General features: G+C 47.9%; 17 protein-coding genes and 5 pseudogenes. 16 read left to right on the top strand and 6 right to left on the bottom strand.

Annotated features, from left to right (window positions below):
- Positions 1 to 208: 208 nt before the first annotated feature.
- Positions 209 to 1,139 (bottom strand): annotated as a pseudogene (locus tag AC51G0_RS30635) (IS1595 family transposase).
- Between the two features lie 207 nt (positions 1,140 to 1,346).
- Between AC51G0_RS30635 and AC51G0_RS30630 the strand changes: the two are divergent.
- Both AC51G0_RS30630 and AC51G0_RS30625 read left to right on the top strand, forming a co-directional pair.
- Positions 1,347 to 1,997 (top strand): DsbA family oxidoreductase, encoded by a 651-nt coding sequence (locus AC51G0_RS30630; protein WP_496304283.1) that lies wholly within the window; start codon positions 1,347 to 1,349, stop codon positions 1,995 to 1,997.
- 67 nt (positions 1,998 to 2,064) lie between these two features.
- Positions 2,065 to 2,655 carry a TetR/AcrR family transcriptional regulator gene (locus tag AC51G0_RS30625; protein ID WP_496304281.1) on the top strand — a complete coding sequence of 197 codons (591 nt, stop codon included), beginning with the start codon at positions 2,065 to 2,067 and terminating at the stop codon, positions 2,653 to 2,655.
- 85 nt (positions 2,656 to 2,740) lie between these two features.
- On the opposite strand, the gene yghU is transcribed toward AC51G0_RS30625, so the two are convergent.
- The 3 genes and pseudogenes from yghU to AC51G0_RS30610 all read right to left on the bottom strand — a co-directional run bounded on the left by yghU (position 2,741) and on the right by AC51G0_RS30610 (position 4,996).
- Positions 2,741 to 3,607, bottom strand: a complete 867-nt coding sequence (gene yghU, locus AC51G0_RS30620) for a glutathione-dependent disulfide-bond oxidoreductase (protein WP_496304280.1) — start codon at positions 3,605 to 3,607, stop codon at positions 2,741 to 2,743.
- A 174-nt stretch (positions 3,608 to 3,781) separates the two neighbouring features.
- Positions 3,782 to 4,258, bottom strand: a pseudogene (locus AC51G0_RS30615) (glutathione S-transferase family protein); the annotation flags it as partial.
- 60 nt (positions 4,259 to 4,318) lie between these two features.
- On the bottom strand, positions 4,319 to 4,996 hold the full coding sequence (locus tag AC51G0_RS30610; RefSeq protein WP_496304279.1) for a glutathione S-transferase family protein: 678 nt from the start codon (positions 4,994 to 4,996) through the stop codon (positions 4,319 to 4,321).
- A gap of 1,626 nt (positions 4,997 to 6,622) precedes the next feature.
- On the opposite strand from AC51G0_RS30610, the pseudogene AC51G0_RS30605 reads away from it, so the two are divergent.
- Together AC51G0_RS30605 and AC51G0_RS30600 are read left to right on the top strand one after the other, a co-directional pair.
- Positions 6,623 to 6,748 (top strand): annotated as a pseudogene (locus AC51G0_RS30605) (IS6 family transposase); the annotation flags it as partial.
- Between the two features lie 62 nt (positions 6,749 to 6,810).
- Positions 6,811 to 7,031: pseudogene (locus AC51G0_RS30600) on the top strand (IS6 family transposase); the annotation flags it as partial.
- A 227-nt stretch (positions 7,032 to 7,258) separates the two neighbouring features.
- On the opposite strand, the gene AC51G0_RS30595 reads toward AC51G0_RS30600, so the two are convergent.
- Both AC51G0_RS30595 and AC51G0_RS30590 read right to left on the bottom strand, forming a co-directional pair.
- Positions 7,259 to 8,143 carry an HD-GYP domain-containing protein gene (locus tag AC51G0_RS30595; RefSeq protein ID WP_496304278.1) on the bottom strand — a complete coding sequence of 295 codons (885 nt, stop codon included), beginning with the start codon at positions 8,141 to 8,143 and terminating at the stop codon, positions 7,259 to 7,261.
- 283 nt (positions 8,144 to 8,426) lie between these two features.
- Positions 8,427 to 9,118 (bottom strand): annotated as a pseudogene (locus AC51G0_RS30590) (transposase).
- Between the two features lie 389 nt (positions 9,119 to 9,507).
- Here AC51G0_RS30590 and AC51G0_RS30585 point away from each other — a divergent pair.
- From AC51G0_RS30585 to traU, 12 genes are all read left to right on the top strand, one after another.
- Positions 9,508 to 10,353: a LuxR C-terminal-related transcriptional regulator gene (locus AC51G0_RS30585; RefSeq protein WP_496304277.1), complete on the top strand. Its 846-nt coding sequence runs from the start codon at positions 9,508 to 9,510 to the stop codon at positions 10,351 to 10,353.
- 1,056 nt (positions 10,354 to 11,409) lie between these two features.
- Entirely contained in the window at positions 11,410 to 11,682 is a 273-nt protein-coding gene (gene traA / locus AC51G0_RS30580; RefSeq protein ID WP_496304276.1) for a type IV conjugative transfer system pilin TraA, read from the top strand.
- Positions 11,683 to 11,685: 3 nt separating this feature from the next.
- Positions 11,686 to 11,988: a type IV conjugative transfer system protein TraL gene (gene traL, locus AC51G0_RS30575; RefSeq protein WP_496304275.1), complete on the top strand. Its 303-nt coding sequence runs from the start codon at positions 11,686 to 11,688 to the stop codon at positions 11,986 to 11,988.
- A gap of 11 nt (positions 11,989 to 11,999) precedes the next feature.
- Positions 12,000 to 12,563, top strand: a complete 564-nt coding sequence (gene traE / locus AC51G0_RS30570; RefSeq protein WP_496304274.1) for a type IV conjugative transfer system protein TraE — start codon at positions 12,000 to 12,002, stop codon at positions 12,561 to 12,563.
- Positions 12,560 to 13,297, top strand: coding sequence for a type-F conjugative transfer system secretin TraK (gene traK / locus AC51G0_RS30565; protein ID WP_496304273.1), 738 nt, complete (start codon positions 12,560 to 12,562; stop codon positions 13,295 to 13,297). Before traE ends, traK begins: the two co-directional genes overlap by 4 nt.
- Positions 13,294 to 14,766, top strand: coding sequence for a TrbI/VirB10 family protein (locus AC51G0_RS30560; RefSeq protein ID WP_496304272.1), 1,473 nt, complete (start codon positions 13,294 to 13,296; stop codon positions 14,764 to 14,766). Before traK ends, AC51G0_RS30560 begins: the two co-directional genes overlap by 4 nt.
- A gap of 9 nt (positions 14,767 to 14,775) precedes the next feature.
- Entirely contained in the window at positions 14,776 to 15,171 is a 396-nt protein-coding gene (gene traV, locus AC51G0_RS30555) for a type IV conjugative transfer system lipoprotein TraV (RefSeq protein WP_496304271.1), read from the top strand.
- Between the two features lie 3 nt (positions 15,172 to 15,174).
- Entirely contained in the window at positions 15,175 to 17,769 is a 2,595-nt protein-coding gene (gene traC, locus AC51G0_RS30550; RefSeq protein WP_496304270.1) for a type IV secretion system protein TraC, read from the top strand.
- On the top strand, positions 17,766 to 18,107 hold the full coding sequence (locus AC51G0_RS30545; RefSeq protein WP_496304269.1) for a TrbI F-type domain-containing protein: 342 nt from the start codon (positions 17,766 to 17,768) through the stop codon (positions 18,105 to 18,107). The genes traC and AC51G0_RS30545 overlap by 4 nt, the downstream gene beginning before the upstream one ends.
- Positions 18,108 to 18,110: 3 nt before the next feature.
- Positions 18,111 to 18,503, top strand: coding sequence for a hypothetical protein (locus tag AC51G0_RS30540; protein ID WP_496304268.1), 393 nt, complete (start codon positions 18,111 to 18,113; stop codon positions 18,501 to 18,503).
- A gap of 69 nt (positions 18,504 to 18,572) precedes the next feature.
- Entirely contained in the window at positions 18,573 to 19,262 is a 690-nt protein-coding gene (gene traW / locus AC51G0_RS30535; protein WP_496304267.1) for a type-F conjugative transfer system protein TraW, read from the top strand.
- 3 nt (positions 19,263 to 19,265) lie between these two features.
- Positions 19,266 to 20,267 carry a conjugal transfer pilus assembly protein TraU gene (traU, locus tag AC51G0_RS30530; RefSeq protein WP_496304265.1) on the top strand — a complete coding sequence of 334 codons (1,002 nt, stop codon included), beginning with the start codon at positions 19,266 to 19,268 and terminating at the stop codon, positions 20,265 to 20,267.
- The last annotated feature ends 39 nt before the right edge of the window (positions 20,268 to 20,306 follow it).

Genomic DNA, 20,306 nt, shown 5'->3' with positions numbered 1-20,306 from the left:
CTAATTGTATTGGCTGGACAGTCCGTTATTGATGTCGAGCATGACTTAGGTTTTAAAACCCATTGAAAACCAGATAACTCTACACAAAATATAACGACCGTTCAAGTTATCTAAACATTCGTTCAGATCAGGTGTATTCATCATAGTCCAGTTGTTTTAATTCAAAAATAGACAACCTTGAGAGCCAATCATTCATAAATGTACCTGATTACCATCGAGCCTCAGCTAACTTGAGAAGACGTTGAGGCATCGGTGCCGTTTGAATACTTGAAAATATTAACTGTTCAAGCATCTTCTCTAAATTAAACCGCCTATTAAACTTAAAACAGAACTCTGCCAGATAGCGCGGCAGGTGCTTTTTGTTGATTGAATGATATGTTCCATGCATTGCGTTTTTTACATTACCGATCATTGTGTTAACCCATTTAAAATACGGCAACTCTACACAATCAGCACCCCCGCCGGTCACTATTGAATGGTGAAAACGTTCTGCATCCTCAACACCACGAAAACAAGCAAGGCCATCAGATATAACCAGTGATTTAGGGCATAAATGAGCTTTTGCCCAACGAGTAAGTTCTTCTTTTTTAAAGCCTTTAACTGCGCTGAAACGCATTCTTATTGGATGACCTTCTTTATTCATCGAGACAGCTGCAACAAAAGGACGCTTTCCCTTAGCACCGCGTCCTCGAACACCACGGTGGACACCGCCCCAGTAAACATCGTCTAGTTGTACATAACCATCCAAAGGTGTTTCATCATCACGCTCTTTGCTTTTGTTTCACTCGCCAAGCCGTGTTGTATGAGACACCGAGCTGCCTTGAAAGCTCAAGAGCAGAGATGCCATTCTTTTCTTGTGTGATTAGATAAATAGCTAGAAACCAGATAGTTAAAGGTAATTTAGAATGGGCAAAAAGAGTGCCTGATATCAATGAAGCTTGATGATGACACTGGTTACATTGATATAAGGCGCGTGACTTTAGCTGACAATATTTTTCATGATGACAGTTAGGGCAGCGATAACACGATGGCCAGCGCATATTAAACAAGCGTTTTTGGCATTGTTCTTCAGTTCCATACTCTTCAATAAAGCGATGAATAGAAATGCCTTTTTGGAATTGAACCTGATTTTTAGCCATGCTCATATCCTCATTATCCACCTAATCTAAATGTAGTTTATGATAGCTGAGCATTAGTGGTAATCAGATAAATGTAAGATTAATTAGAGAAAAAACAAATGATATTTAGGTCACATTTACACTTTCCTTTTGCATCTAACAGTGACAATATACATACAACATGAACACTTGTTCAAGAAGTTAAACTAATATATTAGGTAACGTGACATGAGAAATATATTAAAACTAGAAATCATCTCTGATGTGGTATGCCCTTGGTGCATCATTGGTTATAACAATCTACAAGCAGCGATAAAAGAACTTGATATTGAAGATAAAATTGACATCCAATGGCTTCCATTTGAGCTAAACCCAGATATGCCAGTAAAAGGTGAAAACCTGCAAGATCATGTAAAAAGAAAATACGGCTCTACACCTGAAGACAGCGTTCAAGCTCGTATTCACATCGCACAAGCAGGTGCTGAACACGGTTTCAAATTTAACTACTTCGATGATATGCGCATGGTAAATACACTAGAAGTACACGTGCTTTTGGATTATGCAAAACAGATGGGCAAACAAACCGAACTGAAAATGCGCTTATTTAAAGCGTTCTTCAGTGAGCAGAAAAACATTTCCGATCATAACGTATTAAGAAATGAGCTTGTTGCGGTTGGTTTGGATGCAGAAGAGGGTATGTCATGGTTGGACAAACCAGAACGAAAAGAAGACGTTCGCATGCAAGAGGTTGTATGGCAGCAACATGGTGTAAGTGGCGTTCCAACTGTTGTATTTAACCGTGAATCTGCCGTCACTGGCGCTCACCCAGTAGAAACCTACAAACAGATTTTGTCTGAACTCGTGACTAAGCTCGACTAATCTTGAACGAGTGTTAATTAATTCGCTATAATCCACGCATTCAGACCCTGGCCAACTAGGTATAGCCATGAGTAAAAGAGCACAATTTGATCGTGAAAATGTGATCATCAAAGCGAAGGATCTCTATTGGGCTAAGGGATATCATGGTACATCTATGCGAGCACTTCAGGATGCGCTTGATATGCGCCCTGGAAGCATTTATGCGACATTCGGCAGTAAGGACAACCTGTTCAAAGAAGCGATTGAGCGCTACGGGCAAGACAGTGATCTATTGCTAGAAGCTAGTTTAGCAGAAGCACCAACTAAGATAGATGGCTTGAAAGGCTTCATTCGTAAAATAATCTTAGATGGTCGAGATACTGCGCCTAGCGGCATGTGTATGGTTGTGAAGGCTGTCGCTGAATTGACTGAAGAAGACAATCCAGATCTGCTAGAAACAGCAAAACGTCTTCTTGGTGGCATTGAAAAGACATTTACTATCATTCTAACCACTGCTATTGAAGATGGCGAAATCAGTACAGATAAAGACCCTGTTGAACTCGCACGATTTGTTCAGGTTCAGATTATCGGTCTGCGAACCTTTGCTCGTGCAACTGAAGAGCTGGATGTCGTAGAGAAGTTTATCGATAACATCTTCGTGAGTGGTCCCTTTAAGTAACACACTACGCAATTAGCGCTAGTTTTCTTTATTTATGATATAAAACACCTAGCTAAGAAATATGGGCTAGGTGTTTTATTTTATATTATTTGACAGGCATTAAAGCTAAGATCTTGTCTATATCTTCAGCACTATGTCTTTCCAACACTTGTTCCCACTCTTCCCCAAATGGGCGGTTAACGATACGACCACGCTGAACCGCTTCACGAGACTCAATTTGTTTAGCCCAACGTACAACATTTTCGTAGGTATGCACCTGCAAGAACTCAGCAGCATCGTATAACTTACCTAGTACCAAATTGCCGTACCAAGGCCAAATAGCCATATCAGCAATGGTGTACTCATTACCAGCTATAAAGCTATTTTGAGCTAATTGCTTGTCCAAAACGTCTAGTTGACGTTTGGCTTCCATTGCAAATCGGTTAATAGGGTATTCTTGCTTCTCATCAGCATAAGCATAGAAATGACCAAACCCACCACCAAGGAAAGGTGCTGAGCCTTGCGCCCAGAATAGCCAGTTAAAAATTTGAGTTCTCGCAATGCCACTTTCAGGTAAGAACTTACCAAACTTCTCAGCAAGATGAACCAGTATCGAAGCTGACTCAAAAACATTGATAGGTTCATCACCCAATTGATCGACTAATGCAGGGATTTTTGAGTTTGGATTTACACCAACGAACCCTGAAGAAAACTGATCTGACTCACCAATCTTGATAAGATGAGCGTCATATTCTGCTTCTTTAATACCTAGTGCTAGGAGTTCTTCAAAAAGGATAGTGACTTTCTGACCGTTGGGTGTGCCTAGTGAGTATAGTTGGAAAGGATGCTCACCAACAGGTAAGTCTTTATTAAATCTTGCACCTGCTTCTGGACGGTTAATGTCCGCCCATTGATTGCCTGAACTTGGTTCATTCTTCCAGATTTTAGGTGGTACGTATTTGTTTTCGCTCATCTAATTTTCCCTTCTCATTTAGCAGTTTTAGCGAGTCGAGTGACTGAACCTTAACTATACAAAATATCACTCTATTATTTTGTATAGTGCTTACCTGGGTTTAAGCTATTGAAATACAAGCAAATTATTTCAATGCGCGTGGTTTAACTTTGGGTGGGGATATTGACAAACGCAGAAGTAACCAAAAACATCACCTAGGTATGGCGCAAAGCCGTGAAGCAAAAATAACCAATTCATCACCTTAACTTTCGCTTGAGCATCTTTTGGTAAGAATGCATCAAATTTTTCTGTCAAGTATAGACGCTAACTGAAACACATTAGTTGGTGTTTCAGTTGAGTTATCAACCAATGCAGGGATCTTTGAGTTAGGGTTAACATCAACAAAACCTGACGAGAACTGATCACCTTCTCTAATCTTAATTAGGCGCGTATCGTATTCTGCGTCTTACCTGCCGCCAATGCCTCTTCTAGCATGATCGTTGCCTTCTGAGCATTTGGTGTCGAAATTGAGTAAAGTTGCAGTGAATACTTACCTACTGGTAACTCGACATCGTGAGTCGTACCTGAAACTGGGCGGTTGATCTTTACCCATTCTCCGCCGTTTTCACTATCGTGAGTCCAAACTTTTGGTGGTTGATATTCGTTAGTCATCTCTTTATTCCTTCAAATAAGCAAGCTTGCATGAGCTTGCTTTGTTCTATTCGTTTACAATTACGTTTTTGGGTAGTTTGATGGGAAGAATGCACGGCGTGCTTTTTCATCAAAATCATTCTTAAATTCAACATCTTTTGCGATGTCACGAGCACAAATTGCTGCTGGACGGCTGTTAACCGCTTCAAACCAACGGCTTAGGTTTGGATATGGTTTTAAACCTTCTTCGCCAAGAACAACAGTTGCTTTGTCAATCCAGCCCCAAGCTGCTATGTCAACAAGCGTAAACTCATTGCCCACGATGAACTCGCGACCTTCCATATGCTTTTCTAGCACTTCGTAGTGACGCAGTGCTTCACGTAGGTAACGGTTAACAGCGTAATCCAGACCTTCTGGTGCGGCGTGACGGAAGTGAACAGACTGACCAGAGTAAGGGCCTAGACCTGTTGCGATGAACATAAGCCATGATAGAAGCTCTGCACGGTCTTCAGGTTGACCACCTAGCTTGCCAGTCTTTTCTGATAGGTAAAGTAGGATAGCGTTTGAATCGAATACACGCTGGCCGTCATCTTCAATCGCAGGAGTTTTACCGTTTGGGTTAATCAGACGGTATTCAGGGGTGTGCTGATCACCCTTTAATGTGTCAACTGGTACCAGTTGGAAGTCAAGACCTGTTTCTTCTAGGAACAGTGCGATTTTCATGGGGTTTGGCGTTTGGTGGAAATAAAACTTTAGCATAACACTCTCCTTTATCTTGAACACTCATTCAATCACAACCGTAACGATCGTTCAAATGGTTTTTGCATTAAACTATCACGCTGTTGTTGTATTGACCAAGCGCTAATACTAGAAGCGGAATTTAATAACACTTGAAAACTGAACGATCGTTACGGTTTAGTTGCTATACTGACTTCTGAAATAAAGAGATGATGTAATGCAGTAAAATGCAATAGGTAACTTTACTTAGAGGCAATGTTAGGAACGCTTCCAGACTGAATCTTTGTTATATCTGCCGAGATCGTTTTTCTGAAAATGTATGAGGGTACGGATACCAACATTGAATACGTAAACGAAAAGCTGATTGGAATAAGCTTTTTCGACTTGTTTTCAGATGACCTCCCCCGTGAGAAGTACCGCAATGTCCTTCAAAAAACAGTTGAAACTAGGAAACCCCAAAGTTCATGTATGAATTGGGACCTGGGTTAATGCCAGATACTCCTACAAGGCAAGAGCCTTCTTGCCAAGAACGGTTTAAAGGTAGAATTCAGCGTCTACCTGATGATATCAATGGCGAACCTGCCGTGGTATGGATTGTTAGCGTCCCTAACGTTAGCCTGTTTTAGGGTACTATGTTATTCTTCATCATTGGTGCCAATAGCCTAGTTACTCCTGAAGCTGAAAGACCAATAGAGTCATAATGTTCCTCCGTAAGATGTATACAACTTATGCATAATCGTAAACTCGGTAAAGCTTATACCGTGTGGACTCAAGCTTGAGTTCATTTTTTTGTTTAAAAATGTACTTGATTGGTCAAGCATATTTCAAGTGGTTGGGTTGTTAACTAGATATTGACGTGGAAGGTAATCATTTAAAAACACTTAAGATTATGTGATAACTCACTACCGACAGGAGGGAAGGTTATATCTCGTTCAACCCTCGCAAACTATACCTTAGATGAAGTGAAACTGCCCTCTAATGTTCGCAAAGTGATCGGTTTGTCAAGTAAATAGGGCTAGAATCTCATATACATGGGTTTTCGCTTGTATTGAATAGTTTATAGAAACTTTACGTGATGCTTACGCAAATCTTTTCCAGTTCCGTTCACGAACGATCACTGCTCCAGCTTACGACAGAATCCAATATTGCTCTAACATTACTCTTGCACTGTCTGTACGTTAAATCCGCAACAAACAGACGTGATGTTGTGACGAAAAAAAAGCCGCAAGAAAACGGCTTGATCGAAAACCACTAAAACAAGGAGGTTTGACTTGTTAGTTATGATGGCTATGGAAATCAAATTGACTTTACGAAACTAGTTTAACACAAAAAACAGAAAGCGCTTTCATTTAAGCTAATCCACTTGAAATGGGTGTAATAGCTTAAAAGCTTGAAACAACAAAAGTCGTCCATGACGACAAAGTGAACAAGCTGCTCGAATAAATACAACTAAAAGTTAGATACATCCCGCAACAAGACACTATCAACATCACACAACAACCACCACAAAACAACCACAAAATTAAAACGGTTATTGTAAAACAAGGCAGTAATTAACACCTCTAAGGGTGACTAAATTTTTGAGACTTTGTTGCAAAGTCACTCTATGAGTTATGATCACCGAAGCTTTCCACTCAATGTAATCGCATGACCATCCATTTTTCTGCCCGACACTTTCCTTCAGAAATTATTCTCCTGACTGTTCGTTACTACCTTGCTTATAAGCTGAGTTATCGTGAAATCAAAGAGATCATGGTTAAGCGAGGTATCCATGTTGCAAAAAATTCAGCCGAGGCTCAGAATTCCTTTTCTTCCCCACCAAATTTAGCGACTCAATGACCAACCACGAATTTAAATGGAAACACTTTGCTCCTGATGCCTTCGTTAGTATAGTTCGCCCCCAATGAGCTACGCGGACCTCAGCGGCATGTTAGCAGAACGCGGGATTTCGGTTAATCGCTCGACCATTAATCGTTGGTTCATTGAATATGCGCCGGTATTACGCAAGAAGTTACGTCGCCATCAATTCATCTGGACAGACACTTCGTGGCTGCTGGTTGTTATCAGGCTTGACCATTTAAATTCCCAAAGCACACCAACCGATAATTGGCAAACAAGTGAGGTGATCGTCACTAATCACCTCATTGCTGTTGAGTGATCTTTTCAAGCTGGCATTCTATCGTTACCAACTGAAATAAGGGTTGTGTTGCAAAGTTACTCTTGTAGTTCAACTGGATTAATATGCTAAGTGCGCCAGGAAAGACCACCACACCTTAGTGGTGCCTAATTTATTGAAAAGCGAAGCATTTTTTCTGGAAGTTTTTCAATGGTTTCAGCAATAACTTGCTGTATCAATTCTCGGTCATGGCCTTTCTGAGCATTAAAAGGAAGGACGAACGAACTTACAGGTTCAACATAATACCCTTGTTCCGAGTATTTCAGAACTGCCTTAGACGAACAAACAGAACAAGTTAATATATCCCCGCCCACATTGGTTCGATACCTGACAATTGTTGGCCCACACATCGGACAGTTGTGTAACGGGATCCCCTTGTCTGTATGAAGAATAATACCATCGAATTGACCAGACCTTCCCAGTTCAATAAACTTCTGGCCAAATTTTAAGTCAAACTGAGTTCCTAAATTGGCTTCAATGATATCTAGAGCTTTTTCCTTCTTCATAGGCGATCGATAAGGACGCTGACTGGTCATTGCATCGAACGCATCACAAATAGAAACTATTCTTGCGTCGTCAGAAATATGTTCTTCGGTTAAACCATAGGGATATCCTTTTCCATCGATGCGTTCATGATGAAGAATAATACAGTCAGATACCAAATGTGCTAATGGGTGATCGCTAACTAACTCATACCCAGCAATAGGATGCGACTTTATTACATCAAACTCTTCCTTGGTCAACGGTTCCTTTTTATTTAAAATTTCCTTTGGAACATTGATTTTTCCTAAATCATGTAAAAAAGCTCCGAGTGTAATACGTGCAACCGATACTGAATCGAACTCCAAACTTGAAGAGAGCATGTTTGAATATTTAGATACTCTCCATAAATGCCCGCCAGTATATGGATCTCTAGCTTCAACATCCCATGCAAGTATAAGCAGACTTTCGTACAGTTTCTCTGCATCTGAAACTATCTTGTGCTCACCCATTCAGCCTCCTTTAGCATTCAAATCACTGGATACGATAGTGACACGGATAGACAACCCTGTCTACCAGTACTCAATAATATTGTCAACAAAACGGCACGAGCAACCAACACTTATATATGCTTTCGTCACAAAGTTACTTAATGTTTTACTTGATTACCATTGAGCCTCAGCTAACTTGAGAAGACGTTGAGGTATCGGTGCCGTTTGAATACTTGAAAATATTAACTGTTCAAGCATATTCTCTAAATTAAGGTGATCTGTACCAATCAGACTGGACGCTTTGCTAAGCGACATTTTGATTTTCAAAGTTAACTGGGCTTAGATACTCAAGAGCACCGTGCCTTCTTGTACTATTATAATCAATCTCAGTGTCCCAACAATTCCATTCTCTACTCATACTTTGCTTTAGGTTATAAGTAGTTATAAATTCTCGATAGTCTTCTGAGCAATAATGGCCACCACGGTCACTATGAACGATGAGGTTCTCAGGAAAGCCTCGGCGGAACAAGGCCATCGACCAGCCGACGACTTGTCATAAATGGAGGTTAATGATTACGGCTAAATACAACCAGCCCTCACTGGTCGCGATATAAGTGATATCTCCAGCCTACTTCTGATTAGGGGCTGTTGCAATGAAGTCTTGCTCCAGTATGATCGGAGCGATTGACAATTTATGATTGTTGTCCGTGGTGCATTTAAACTTATGAGCAGTTCTCACCACTAAGTTTTACGATATCTAGCTCTTTTGCTTGCTCCGCTAATTGCCTTTTGAGCTTAGCAGCTTCGGTTACTAACTCTTTTTCTCATTGGCTTGTACCTGAATTTTTACTTGCGGCCTTACGCCAACAATAGATTTGTGATTCGTGGAGTGATAGTTGTTCAGCGGCAGCCGCTACTCCTACTTTTTTCTGCAAGCTTCAGAGCTTCTGCTTTGAACTCGGGAGAATGGATAATACGTTTCTTCTTGTTTGTCATGGTTCACCTCGATAGTGATTTTACTCAGTGTCTAAAAATGCTGATGCTAATCATATATCATTAAATTGCCCTCTATGAATTATTATATAGGCCATTGGTTCATATGTGAACCAGATGTATATGATAGCTCCATTTTCTGTATCAACGCATTTAAATATTAATATGGGATTTTTACTTGAAATTTTCTTAATTCAGGAGGTTATCATATATTTCTTTATATCTGTAGTAATAAGAGTAAGTAAACAATGGAAATGAAACAATTAACAAATGGTGTTACAAATGAATAGAAAATAGTTAGGAGAACAGTCTATTTAAACAATAATCGTGAGTAAAAGTGGCGATAACCAAATTTACCCACTAATCAGTAACTAACAGTGGAGTGTTAGCTAATGACTAATTGCGATCCTAGTGTTTGCACTAGTAAGAATCAACGAAATACATGTGATATCGCTCAAATTGAACTAACAATATCAACTGGACGCATAGGTATTAATTCGTTGTTGTATTCTTTTTGTTCGCTAGGCTTGGTGTTTAATGAACAATTAATTAAATTTTTATCAAGGCTTCCTATCCCAGCCGGAGTCAAAGATTTAAGCTCTCGTCATTTATATTGCAATGATAGATACCTTGAAATTTGTAATATCAGTAAAAGCTATTACTATCTTGGAAAAAATGACGGTGATTTACCTACGCAATTCTCTCATTTCGGTGAAGATTTTTATCTGCAAGATCAACAAGTGATCAAAAACGGTCAGTCGATCAAAGTGCTAGACGTTCATCTTTATGGAAAAGAACAGCTCATTAAACCGTTACTGTTTCATAAATCCCCTTGCTTTAATTCGAGCAATATCTGCGTGGGTACCATATATGTCGGTGAAGATATAAGCAATTATATAGTGATGGCTGATAATATTCGCAAGTACATTTTGAATGAAGGACAGTCAACCAATACGGTTTTATTGGGCCGACCGACAGATTTGCTTAGTGACACTGAATGGGAAGTTGTTTATTTGTTGGTAAATGGTTCAACGCTAAAAGAAATTTCATCAGTGTTAAATAGGAGTTATTCCACCGTTCGAACTCATCAACAAAATGCCATAAGCAAGCTTAATGTTTTTGGCGTTTTTAATATCAAACAACTTAATGAGTTGGTATTAGATCTTGGCTGGAAGCAGTACATTCCTTATCGCTTACTGACTGAAAAAAGCATCATTATACCTACCTGCCTATCATAAACCTCAAAAAAAATCACTCGTCATTTTGACGAGTGATTACTCTTTTTTTTGCGCGTAACATGCTCTCCGTGCACAGCACAAATACAGAATGTTTTTTCACAAGCTGATGATGAAGCTTGTCTCTTAAGTAATACAACACAAGAACTTCAAACCTATGAAGCTGATGGACGTATGGGGGCCACCAGTTAGTGTCACAGTCAAATTAGATGGCTATGATATTATTTAGTTTCAAAAGAAATTGTCGAAACGGGTGGTAACAAACATTCGGTCTGTACTTCGTTGATTGATAACGAGACTAAGTGGGAAATTTAATTCTCCTTAGTCATTGAATGATTCTAACATTTCCTGAAAGGGCTATGAACAGCGCAGGCAGGTTAACCTAAAAAATGTGAACGCCATATGCTGGGCGTTGACCATTACCGTTAGGGATGGGAATACAGCATGAAACGACCACTAATATTGAAGCCATCTTTATATTGGTTCATGAATCGATAAATTCTGTTGTCTTGGTCAGATCGTATGACTCACTCTCGATCATACTTAAACAGTGAGAGAGTTATTAAAAAGAGCTAACTATTATTTAGCTCTTTTTAATAAAATTGTACGTCATAGTTACACTGTGACAAACCGCCTAGTTAGTCTCCCTGAACGGAGCAGGGTATATCTCCGAACCTAGCCACTTAAATACACAACTTGTGTCGCCCTCGTATGTTGAGGGCGTATTTTTTTATCCCTTCCCACTAATACCTAAACATCATCACGATGTCTTTTTGGTATTTCCAGGACAGCTTGAAATGAGTGGATATGGATTATTCGTTGCTGACACTCCCTTTTTGAGAAGAGCAATATCATCAATAGGTGCCCAGTGACGGCTACAACCGAACTGTTGTAGCGGGCTTATAGACAAGGTCGCCATAACTCGACGGATATTAAGTTATCCGTCATTCCTATCTCATCAGCCAGCGGCTGATATCGAGAGACTCATCGCTTCAGTCCATCTATATGGGTATGGAGTGAACACGCTTACCCTCTATCAACAAGAAAAAGGAAAAAACAATGTCTAATAAGTTAGGTTCTCTCTTTGTTGCCGGTGTTGTTGTACTGGCAGCCACCGAGCCAGCCCTGGCCGCTGATTTATTTGCCGGTGCCAAGACGACCATTAAGGAAAATGCCGGTAATGGTTCCGGTTTGTACCAGGCCATGACCGTCGCCGGTCTGGGCTCGGCGGGTGTCGGTGGTTACATGACCAAGAACTGGACCGGTGCTGTCGGTGGCTTTGCGACCGGGATGATCTTCACCAACATCGCGATGACCATGCTAGGTATCTAAGAGATGGAAGATCCTGCCCGTTTTTTTAAGATCCCAAAGCAGCTATCGAAGGGCAAGACAACGCTCGGATTCCCGAGTGATGAATTGCTCCCGGCACTGGTTATCTTCGGGGTCTGTCTGGTTGGGCGGCATGAAGCGGTGGGGCTCGTCCTCGCCGCCGTTTGGTTTATCGGGTTGCACTCCCTTAAGAAAAAGTATGGCGATAACGTTATTCGCCTGACGTTGTACTGGTATGCCCCCGATAGCTTCAGTGCCCCTCTATTTTCCACCACTCCCAGCGCTGAAAAGCGCTACTGGATCCACTAAAGAGTTCACCGATGATTGATCCCAATAAGTTCGGCTTTTTGGCTATCTCTAAGGGACTCAATGCGTTTTTGTTGTTCGCCGCGTTGGGGCTACTCGCCACCAACATGGTATTAGGCGGCCTGCTTTGGCAGGCCGTCGGCAACAAGAGCCGCACCTTAGTCCCCCCGACGACCAGCCAGGCCTTTACCGTCTCCGACGGGGCCGTCGATGCCTCCTACCTGCAGCAGATGGCAGAATATTTTGTTTATCTGAAGCTTAACGTAACCCCCAAAACCGTCGAGCGAAAATATGGCCTGTTGCTCGATTATGTTGACAGTAACGCTTGGTCAGCTATCCAGCCGACCCTCATGGGCGATGCCCTGAGCGTGATCGACGAGAACGTCAGCAGTCGCTTTGATATCGAGGGCGTTCAGGTGGCCGAAGAGACGATGCAAGTGAAGGTGTCCGGCACCTTGCAAAAATACGTCGGCAACCGACCGCTGCCCCCCGAGGCAGCCAGCTACATCGTTGATATGGACTACCCCTACGGCGAGTTGACCCTGCTGGCCATCAGAAAAATAACGGAGGATGCATGACCCGATGGTTACGCGTCGCGGCCCTGGCCGTCGGCTGCCTCGCCCCCGCGGCGATGGCCAAAAACACCCCGCCCCAGACCTATACCTTCAATGATAACGACACCGTGCCGGTGGTGCTCTCCAGTGTCGATATCAATCGTCTGGTTGTCAAAGATGACAAAATTATCGGCATTGACTGCCCGGCCGGGTTTTGTGTCGGGGGAGGTTCAAAGAAAGACCCCTCTGGCGCCGCCCGCTTGAAGCTCAATATTGCCGCGCCGTTCGTGGCCTATGTCAGTACCCAGAAGGGGCGCCAGTTCGGCCTGCTTATCACCTCCCGGGCCCGCCCGGCGGTTACCACGGAATTTATCGGGCTGCAAAGCAGCCGGGACGCCCCGTCGGTGTTTGACAAGCAGGCCCCCTATACCACTCAGTTGGCCGAGTTTACCGCCCAGATGATCCGCTGGACGGAGACCGGGGCGATGATGGGAGGATTTAGCCTCCATCCCGTTGACCCGGACACTGTCACCAGTACCCTCAATGATCCGCTGGCGGTCATTCCCGATACGATCTTCGTTGGCAAGTTGTTCTCGGGTATTCGCTACCGGCTCAAGAACAATACCGCCGTGGTTAAACACTTAAAAACCGCCCAGTTCTATTCGTTGTCGGCCCGCTCGGCGGCCCTGTCGGTCGAGCAGCTGGCCCCCGGCGAAAGTGGCTGGTTGTATCTCATTACCGGAGGGGCATACCGATGAAAAAATTCTTCGACCGATTTAAATCCGACCCCGAGGGCGATTTTGATAACGGGGGCGAACTCAATGACCGTAACCACCGTCGTAATGTCCAGGCCGCTGCAGGCCTTATCCTTATCCTGCTCGTCGTGGGCGGTGCCGGGGCGATGGTTCTCCAGGCCAGAAATGCCCCGGCGGACGAGGGTGCCGAGGCCGCCAAGCCCATCGACTTCGGTGCCGTGGTTGACCCGGAGTTTACCGCCAAAGACAACCAGTCGGCCCTGTCTGCCCAGCAGGTGACCATCACCAAGCTGGAAAAAATGGTGGCCGACCTGACTAAGACTATCGAGGTGCAAAGCGAGAGTAACGAGTTATTCCGCAAGAGGTTAAAGCAAGAACAGGAAGCGATGTCAGCCAGCCTGGCCCAGCAGGGTGTCGCTATTGAGGAAACGCTGGCGGAGAAATTGCAGGCCGCCACCGTGGAAAAGCCATCGGAGTCCAAAGCAGAGCCTGTTACGAAAGGGGGGCGTTATTTCGGAGAAACGTTTGGTCCTGCCTCTCAGCCTCAAAGTTATAGTGCGTTAGGAGATGGCGGAAGCTACCCGACACAGCGCCTATCGCCGACTCCGGGACAGAAAAGCGGCATTGACCATATTGCTTTCACCTGGGCCGATGACACCACCGAACAACGCAAGCGCACACCTGAAAACTACGTCCCATCAGGGACGGTCATCACTGCCATGGTCACCGGCGGCGCCGATGCCAATGCCGGGGTCAACGGCCAGGGCGATACCACCCCGGTCGTACTCCAGACCATGGACAACGGCCTGTTGCCCAACGGCAAGCCTTCGCGGTTAAAGGACTGCACCTTCACCGCGGCCGCCTACGGCGAGGTTTCCACAAGCCGCGGCATTGTCCGTACCAACCGTATGAGCTGTATCTTGGACGACGAGATGATCGACATTCCGGTCGAAGCCACCGTGTTTAACTTCGGCCGCAACGGGATCCGCGGCAATACCGTCATCCGTAACGGCGATATCGTCCAAATGGCCGGTGTGGCCAGCCTGCTCAAAGGCACCGGGGACGCAGCCAGTAACCTGAGCCAAACCACCTCGACCTCAGCCCTGGGCACGACCTCATCAGTAAAGCCCGAAGATGCCCTACTTAATATCCTCGGGGAAGCTGGAAAAGGGGCCGGGCAGACTTTGGCCGACTACTACATTCAGCTGGCCGAACAGTACCATCCCTTTATCGAGATGAACCCCGGCAACGTGGTCAACATTGTGATCTTAAAAGGCTTCCCGCTCGATGCGGTCGGCATCGCCGAGTATGAGGCCGAGCTGGCCCAACAGCAAAGCGGCATCCCGTCGCCGGCGGCCCAAATCATCGAAACCATCACCAACCCGCTGCTCAAGCAACTGCCGGCAGGTGCTCAACCAGCCGCGGGCCAGGCAGCCCCCCAAACGGCCAGCCCCTTTGGCTTACCGCAATAAGGAACAACAATGATGCGTCTTCTTACCCTGTGTGCCGCCGCCCTGCTGCTGGGCGGGTGTTCGGCCGGCATGAAAAGCGACTTCACCTGTGACAAAATCGGCGGCCTGGAAGGCTGCAGCTCGATGACAGACATTCGCGCCGCCATGAACCGCGGCGAGTTCACTGCCGGGGGCCAGTCAGCCAGTACCCAGGCGCCGACGCCAGCCCCGTCTGCCGACTTCATCCCCCTGCCACGCCGTGACCGGTTCGGCACCCCGCAGCGCACCGCCGAGCGGCTGCAGAAGGTGACGATTTTCCCGTTTGAGACCCCCGAGAAACTCTACGTCGATACCACCGATGTCTACATCGTGCTCTATGACAGTTCCTGGACCGGCCGCCCGGTCCAGGCTATTCGCGAGGACTAAGCCATGAAACAACAGTTTACCGACCTTAGCGGCCTGGTGAAGGCTACCCAGACCGCTAACTACCACTTCCACCACGAGCTGCCCTACCGCACCTATGATGATGAGACCGGCATTTTCGACAATCACAAAAGCCGCGGTTTCGGATTGTCGTTGTCCGTACTCGGGGGGGCCAATGACGACCTGGTGTCCTCCCTCAATGCCATTGTTTGCAACCTGCCCGAGGGCAGCCAGTGGGACTACCAGTATGTACTTGTCGGCAACAACCAAGTCGCTGACCTGATTGAACAAAACACCAAAACCATGGGGGCGCGCGGCGGGGTCTGCGACCAGTTTGCCACCAATGAGGGGATTTATGCCCGCCACAGTGCCCAGCAGGGTTTCAGCACCCGCCTGAACAAAGCCTATCACTACGATTTGAAAGACTATAATGCCAGCCTGTTCGTCTCGACCACGGCATCGAAAGAGGCCCTGCAGGAAGTCCGGGACTTGCTTGACGCTGAACTGACCCAGTGCGGTATCAACCACACGCCGGTTGCCCCGGTAGCGCTGATGACCCACGTTCGCGAGCACCTGAACTTCAATCGTCACCAGGACCGGCCAATACCGGCTAACTATAACGAATTCGAGCCGATCAACAGTCAAATCCTCAGCCCGGACAGCGAGTTTCTGGTTAACCGCACATTCCTCGATACCCGGCATACCCCGATGGACAGCGAGGACGACACCCCGGTCCGCACCCGGATTGTCAACCTGGGGCTGGCTATCCTGCCCGGCGACTTTCGCCTGTACGGCTTTTCGAACTGCCTGGCCTCGTTACGCCGCACGGCCAACAGCCTGCAGTGCCCGCACCGCATCAGCGTCAACTTTCGGGTCGAGCCGACCGGGGAGCAAACCACCCAAAATGACGGCAAAATCCAATCATTGATGAAGGTGGTCAACTCACCCATGCGCCTGCTGGTCCCCACCGCGGAGGATGAACTCGAAGAGCGAAAAGAATTGCAAAAAGGGCTGATGCACCAGGAATACAAGATTGCCAGCATGGTGATGACCGTCAGCCTCTACACCACGACGGAGCAGGCCAGGACCCATACCACGGTGGCCACCTCCACGTTCCGTGAAGCCGGGCTAAAAGTGATCCCGACCAGCATGCTGCAGGGACAGAGCACCCTGTGCACCCTGCCGTTTGCCATGTCCGAGGGCTACTTCGAGGACTGCCAGAAAGCGGCCAGGGTACGGACCATGAAGTCCTCCAACGTGGTGAACTTCTTCCCCATTGTCGCCGAATACAAAAACTTCTCCGGCGGGGTCATGGTCCCAACCATGCGCCACCAAATCAGCTATTTCGACCCGTTCAACTGCGGCAGCGACAATTATAATATTGCACTTACTGGGGGCTCGGGCGCCGGAAAAAGTTTCTTCACCCAGCAGATTGCCAAGGCCATCTATGCCCGGTTCGGTAAGGTTTGGATCCTCGACAAGGGCTCAAGCTACAAGAAATTGACCCAGACGCTCGGCGGGGTCTACATGACCCATGAGAGTATCTTTCTCAACCCCTTTACCCACCTTGACAAGGTCGAGGCCGTCCGCGATGCCGGCACCTTCGGCGAGATCCTGGATGACGACGGCAGCAAGGTCGATCCTATCGCTGAAGTGCTCGGCAACATCACGGCGCTGATTGGCTCGATGGCCTCACCGCGTGAGGCACTCAACCCGTTTCAAGAGGCCATGCTTGGCGATGCCATCTTGATGGCCTGGAAGAGAAAACGGACCGCCACGCTGATTGACGATGTCCAGGAAGCCTTATATGAACTGGCCAGGGAAAAGGATAATGACCGGCGGATCAGCGACATTGCCGCCCAGCTCAACAAATACTGCAGCAACGGTATTTACGGTGATGTCTTTAACAAGCCGTCGCAGCTGGATCCGGCTATTCACATTACCACCCTGGAACTTGACGGGTTCCCCGAAGCCGTGCTCAGGCCGGTCATTTTCGCCCTGATGGTGGCCATCAACCAGCAGATGTACCTGGCCGGCAACCGCTCAACGCCTAAAATGTGCATCATCGAGGAAGCCTGGTCGCTAATGAGCGGGGCTAATGCCCAGACCCGGGAATTTATTAACACCGGCTACCGCACCGTGCGTAAATTCGGCGGCAGTTTTTGCACCGTCACCCAGGGTATTGAAGATTTCTTCTCTAACGAGGAGGCCCGGGCGGCGTTCAACAACTCCGATATCCATATCACCCTGCGCCAGGGCGAGGGATTCGAGCAGTTCCTCAAGGAAAACCCGAAACACTTCTCGCCGTTCGAGCAGACCATGATCAAGAACTTCCCGCGAGCCCAGGATGCCGGTCATTCCTGCGCCATGATCAAGGCCGGTTCTTACACCTCGTTCCACCGTATCTTTGCCGACCCGTGGGCACGGGCCATGCTCTCCACCGAGGCGAATGAATACGAATATTGCGAGACCCTGATGAAGCGCGGCGTCCCGCTGATGGACGCCATCGAGCAGACCGCCATGCACTTCAACGGCGCGGCGATGGAAGAGTTTGCCGCCATCCTGGCACGATACCAACCCGACATGGAGCAAGCCGCATGACCCCAATTCGAACCATCCTCTTAAGCGTGACGCTGTCACTGTTTATTTTTAGTGGTGTGGCGTGGCTGACTGTCACGCCGGCGCCCGTCCTGGTCCAGATGGACATGAAAGGCACCCTGGCCGCTTTCGAGCGGGATATTGCCAAATTGAACCTGCCCCCGGCCCAGCAAAAGACCCAGGCCGCCCTGTTCTCGGCCACCCTGGAAGGCGTGCTCTATGCCTACAGCGTTGAGAAAAACGTGGTGATTGTCGTCAGCCCGGCCGTCGTCACCGGGGCAATTGACATCACCCATGATATCCAGCGGCGGACCGTGACCGCCATGACCTCAAAGGAATAGCCCATGACCCAGACTTGCTTTCCCCTCACCACAGAGACGCCAACACAGACCCGGGACGAGGTCGAGATGCTCATTCATTTCGTCAGAAGCCTCCAGCCGCTCGGGTTTGGCCTGGTCAGCTGGCATGACACCCATGAATCACTCCACCTGACACTCAGGCCGGAATACGAAGCGCAGGTCGCTACCCGGATGAAGCGCTGCATTGACCACTGCCTGGCCCAACACCTGACACTCGAAGAAGCCCAGTATATCGCCAGCGTACTCATTGGCAGTGCCTACCACGTATCAGAACACCTCAAACCCGCTCAGCACATCCTGTGTGTCCCTGACCTGCTCGATGCCTTGCTCCCCCAGGGATTGAATGAGTTCAACGCCCTGCTCGATACTGGCAGTTAGTGAGCCGCGCCGCCGGCTATCCACACACTTTCAACAAACCGGTAACAACGTCGCCCAAGGGATCCCACCATGACAACAACCGCCAGGGGGCGGCAGACAGGATTGCTGATACTCTTGTTTGCCAGCCTCTCTTTTTCAACCCACGGCAAAAACCTCGGCGTGATGGGACATGTTTTCCCTATCGGGGAAATCGACATGCTCGACTGGATTGACCAGCGCCTGCGCACCTTTGAGAAAACCGGGGAGCTGGCCGCGATGAAAAATAAGATGCAGGCGCAGGTCAAGGAAAGCGTTCGCCGCCCGCCGCCGGTGGCCGGGCTGAGCACCACCACGGCGCCGCAGACCTACTTTGTTGATCCCACCCTGACCTTGGCCCGGGCGGTGAAAGACAGCCGGGGCAACGAGCTCTACCCCGCCGGGCTCCTTATCAACCCGTTTGACAGTAAGACCTGGCCACAGGCTGAGCGCCGGGCCCTGCCGCAGTTTAGTTATTCCAAACAACTGGTGCTGTTTGACGGTGATGATCCCCGCCAGCGTCAATGGGCGCAGGACTACCACCCGGACCAACCGGTCAAGTGGATCCTGACCCAGGGCGAACACGCCAAGATGGGCGAGCTGCTGGGCAGCAAGGTGTACTTTGACCAGCGCGGCAACCTCACCCGACATTTTCAGATCCAGCATGTGCCGGTGATCATTCGCCAGGCCGGCACCCGCTGGCAAGTCACCGAAATCGATGTTTCGACCCGAGAGGAGCACTAACCTATGCGCCTGATGATAATGCCAGGGGTAGGGCTGGCCCTGCTGCTGTTGGCCAGTCCGGTGCGCGCCGGCGGCCCGTCTTGTACCGGCACCTTTGTTAACCCGCTCACCGACATTTGCTGGTCGTGTTTGTTTCCGATGACCATCGGCAGTGTGCCGATAGTCCCGTCCCAGTATCCCGATACTTCAAACCCCAGCATGCCCATTTCGTTTTGCCCGAAGCCGCCGCCCATCTTCATGCAAATTGGCCTCAATATCGGCTACTGGGAGCCCTATTCCCTGGTCGATGTCACCCGCACGCCCTACTGCATGGTCAATATGGGGATGCAGCTCGGCGGGGGCCAGCAAATCGGCGGCCGGACGACCAGCCGGGACAACGATTCCTCTGACGGCGGGTTCTACCATGCCCACTGGTACAAGTACCCGGTGGTCTACTGGCTGCAAATCATGCAAAGCGCCGCCTGCATGGCCACCGACACGTTTGATGTCGCCTACCTGACCGAAATCGACCCGATGTGGGATGACGACGAGCTGGCGTTTATCCTCAATCCCGAGGCCATTTTATTCGGCAACCCCATTGCCCAATTGGCCTGCATTCCCGAGGCGATGGCCACCACCATCAACGTGGTGCTGCCGTTCGATGTGCTGTTCTGGTGCCTGGGCTCGCAAGGCTCGGCCTACCCGCTGACCGGCACCACCAACTACCGCGACACCCCCATCCAGGCCGGCACCCTCATCATGGAGCGGCTCAACTTCAAGCTGCACCGGGAGGGGATAGTGTGGGAGACCCGCGGCGCCGACGGGGCGATTTGCTACCAGTGGCCGGAGCCTATCCTGCCCAAGTCCCGCTACCGCTACCAGATGACCAACAGTATTCCCGATGCCCCCTGGTGCCATCCCTATACCACCACCACCGCGATTTGGGAGACCGGCCACGACAACCCCGTCACCGGCGACAACTTCGGTTTTGTGAATTTCCGAAAACGAAACTGCGTCTTTTTGTAACCCCCCTAGTCTACTTGGCTATTTTCTCCCACCAGACAC

The sequence above is a fragment of the Photobacterium sp. HL06 genome (assembly GCF_059552575.1).
This window is presented reverse-complemented; position numbering and strand designations above follow the sequence as displayed.

Coding starts and splice junctions, on each gene's coding strand:
- traW (WP_496304267.1), top strand. CDS start 18,573: ATGACAACAACCGCCAGGGGGCGGCAGACAGGATTGCTGATACTCTTG.
- AC51G0_RS30610 (WP_496304279.1), bottom strand. CDS start 4,996: ATGCTAAAGTTTTATTTCCACCAAACGCCAAACCCCATGAAAATCGCA.
- traA (WP_496304276.1), top strand. CDS start 11,410: ATGTCTAATAAGTTAGGTTCTCTCTTTGTTGCCGGTGTTGTTGTACTG.
- AC51G0_RS30625 (WP_496304281.1), top strand. CDS start 2,065: ATGAGTAAAAGAGCACAATTTGATCGTGAAAATGTGATCATCAAAGCG.
- AC51G0_RS30630 (WP_496304283.1), top strand. CDS start 1,347: ATGAGAAATATATTAAAACTAGAAATCATCTCTGATGTGGTATGCCCT.
- AC51G0_RS30540 (WP_496304268.1), top strand. CDS start 18,111: ATGACCCAGACTTGCTTTCCCCTCACCACAGAGACGCCAACACAGACC.
- traE (WP_496304274.1), top strand. CDS start 12,000: ATGATTGATCCCAATAAGTTCGGCTTTTTGGCTATCTCTAAGGGACTC.
- traK (WP_496304273.1), top strand. CDS start 12,560: ATGACCCGATGGTTACGCGTCGCGGCCCTGGCCGTCGGCTGCCTCGCC.
- AC51G0_RS30545 (WP_496304269.1), top strand. CDS start 17,766: ATGACCCCAATTCGAACCATCCTCTTAAGCGTGACGCTGTCACTGTTT.
- yghU (WP_496304280.1), bottom strand. CDS start 3,607: ATGAGCGAAAACAAATACGTACCACCTAAAATCTGGAAGAATGAACCA.
- traU (WP_496304265.1), top strand. CDS start 19,266: ATGCGCCTGATGATAATGCCAGGGGTAGGGCTGGCCCTGCTGCTGTTG.
- AC51G0_RS30560 (WP_496304272.1), top strand. CDS start 13,294: ATGAAAAAATTCTTCGACCGATTTAAATCCGACCCCGAGGGCGATTTT.
- AC51G0_RS30585 (WP_496304277.1), top strand. CDS start 9,508: ATGACTAATTGCGATCCTAGTGTTTGCACTAGTAAGAATCAACGAAAT.
- traC (WP_496304270.1), top strand. CDS start 15,175: ATGAAACAACAGTTTACCGACCTTAGCGGCCTGGTGAAGGCTACCCAG.
- traL (WP_496304275.1), top strand. CDS start 11,686: ATGGAAGATCCTGCCCGTTTTTTTAAGATCCCAAAGCAGCTATCGAAG.
- traV (WP_496304271.1), top strand. CDS start 14,776: ATGATGCGTCTTCTTACCCTGTGTGCCGCCGCCCTGCTGCTGGGCGGG.
- AC51G0_RS30595 (WP_496304278.1), bottom strand. CDS start 8,143: ATGGGTGAGCACAAGATAGTTTCAGATGCAGAGAAACTGTACGAAAGT.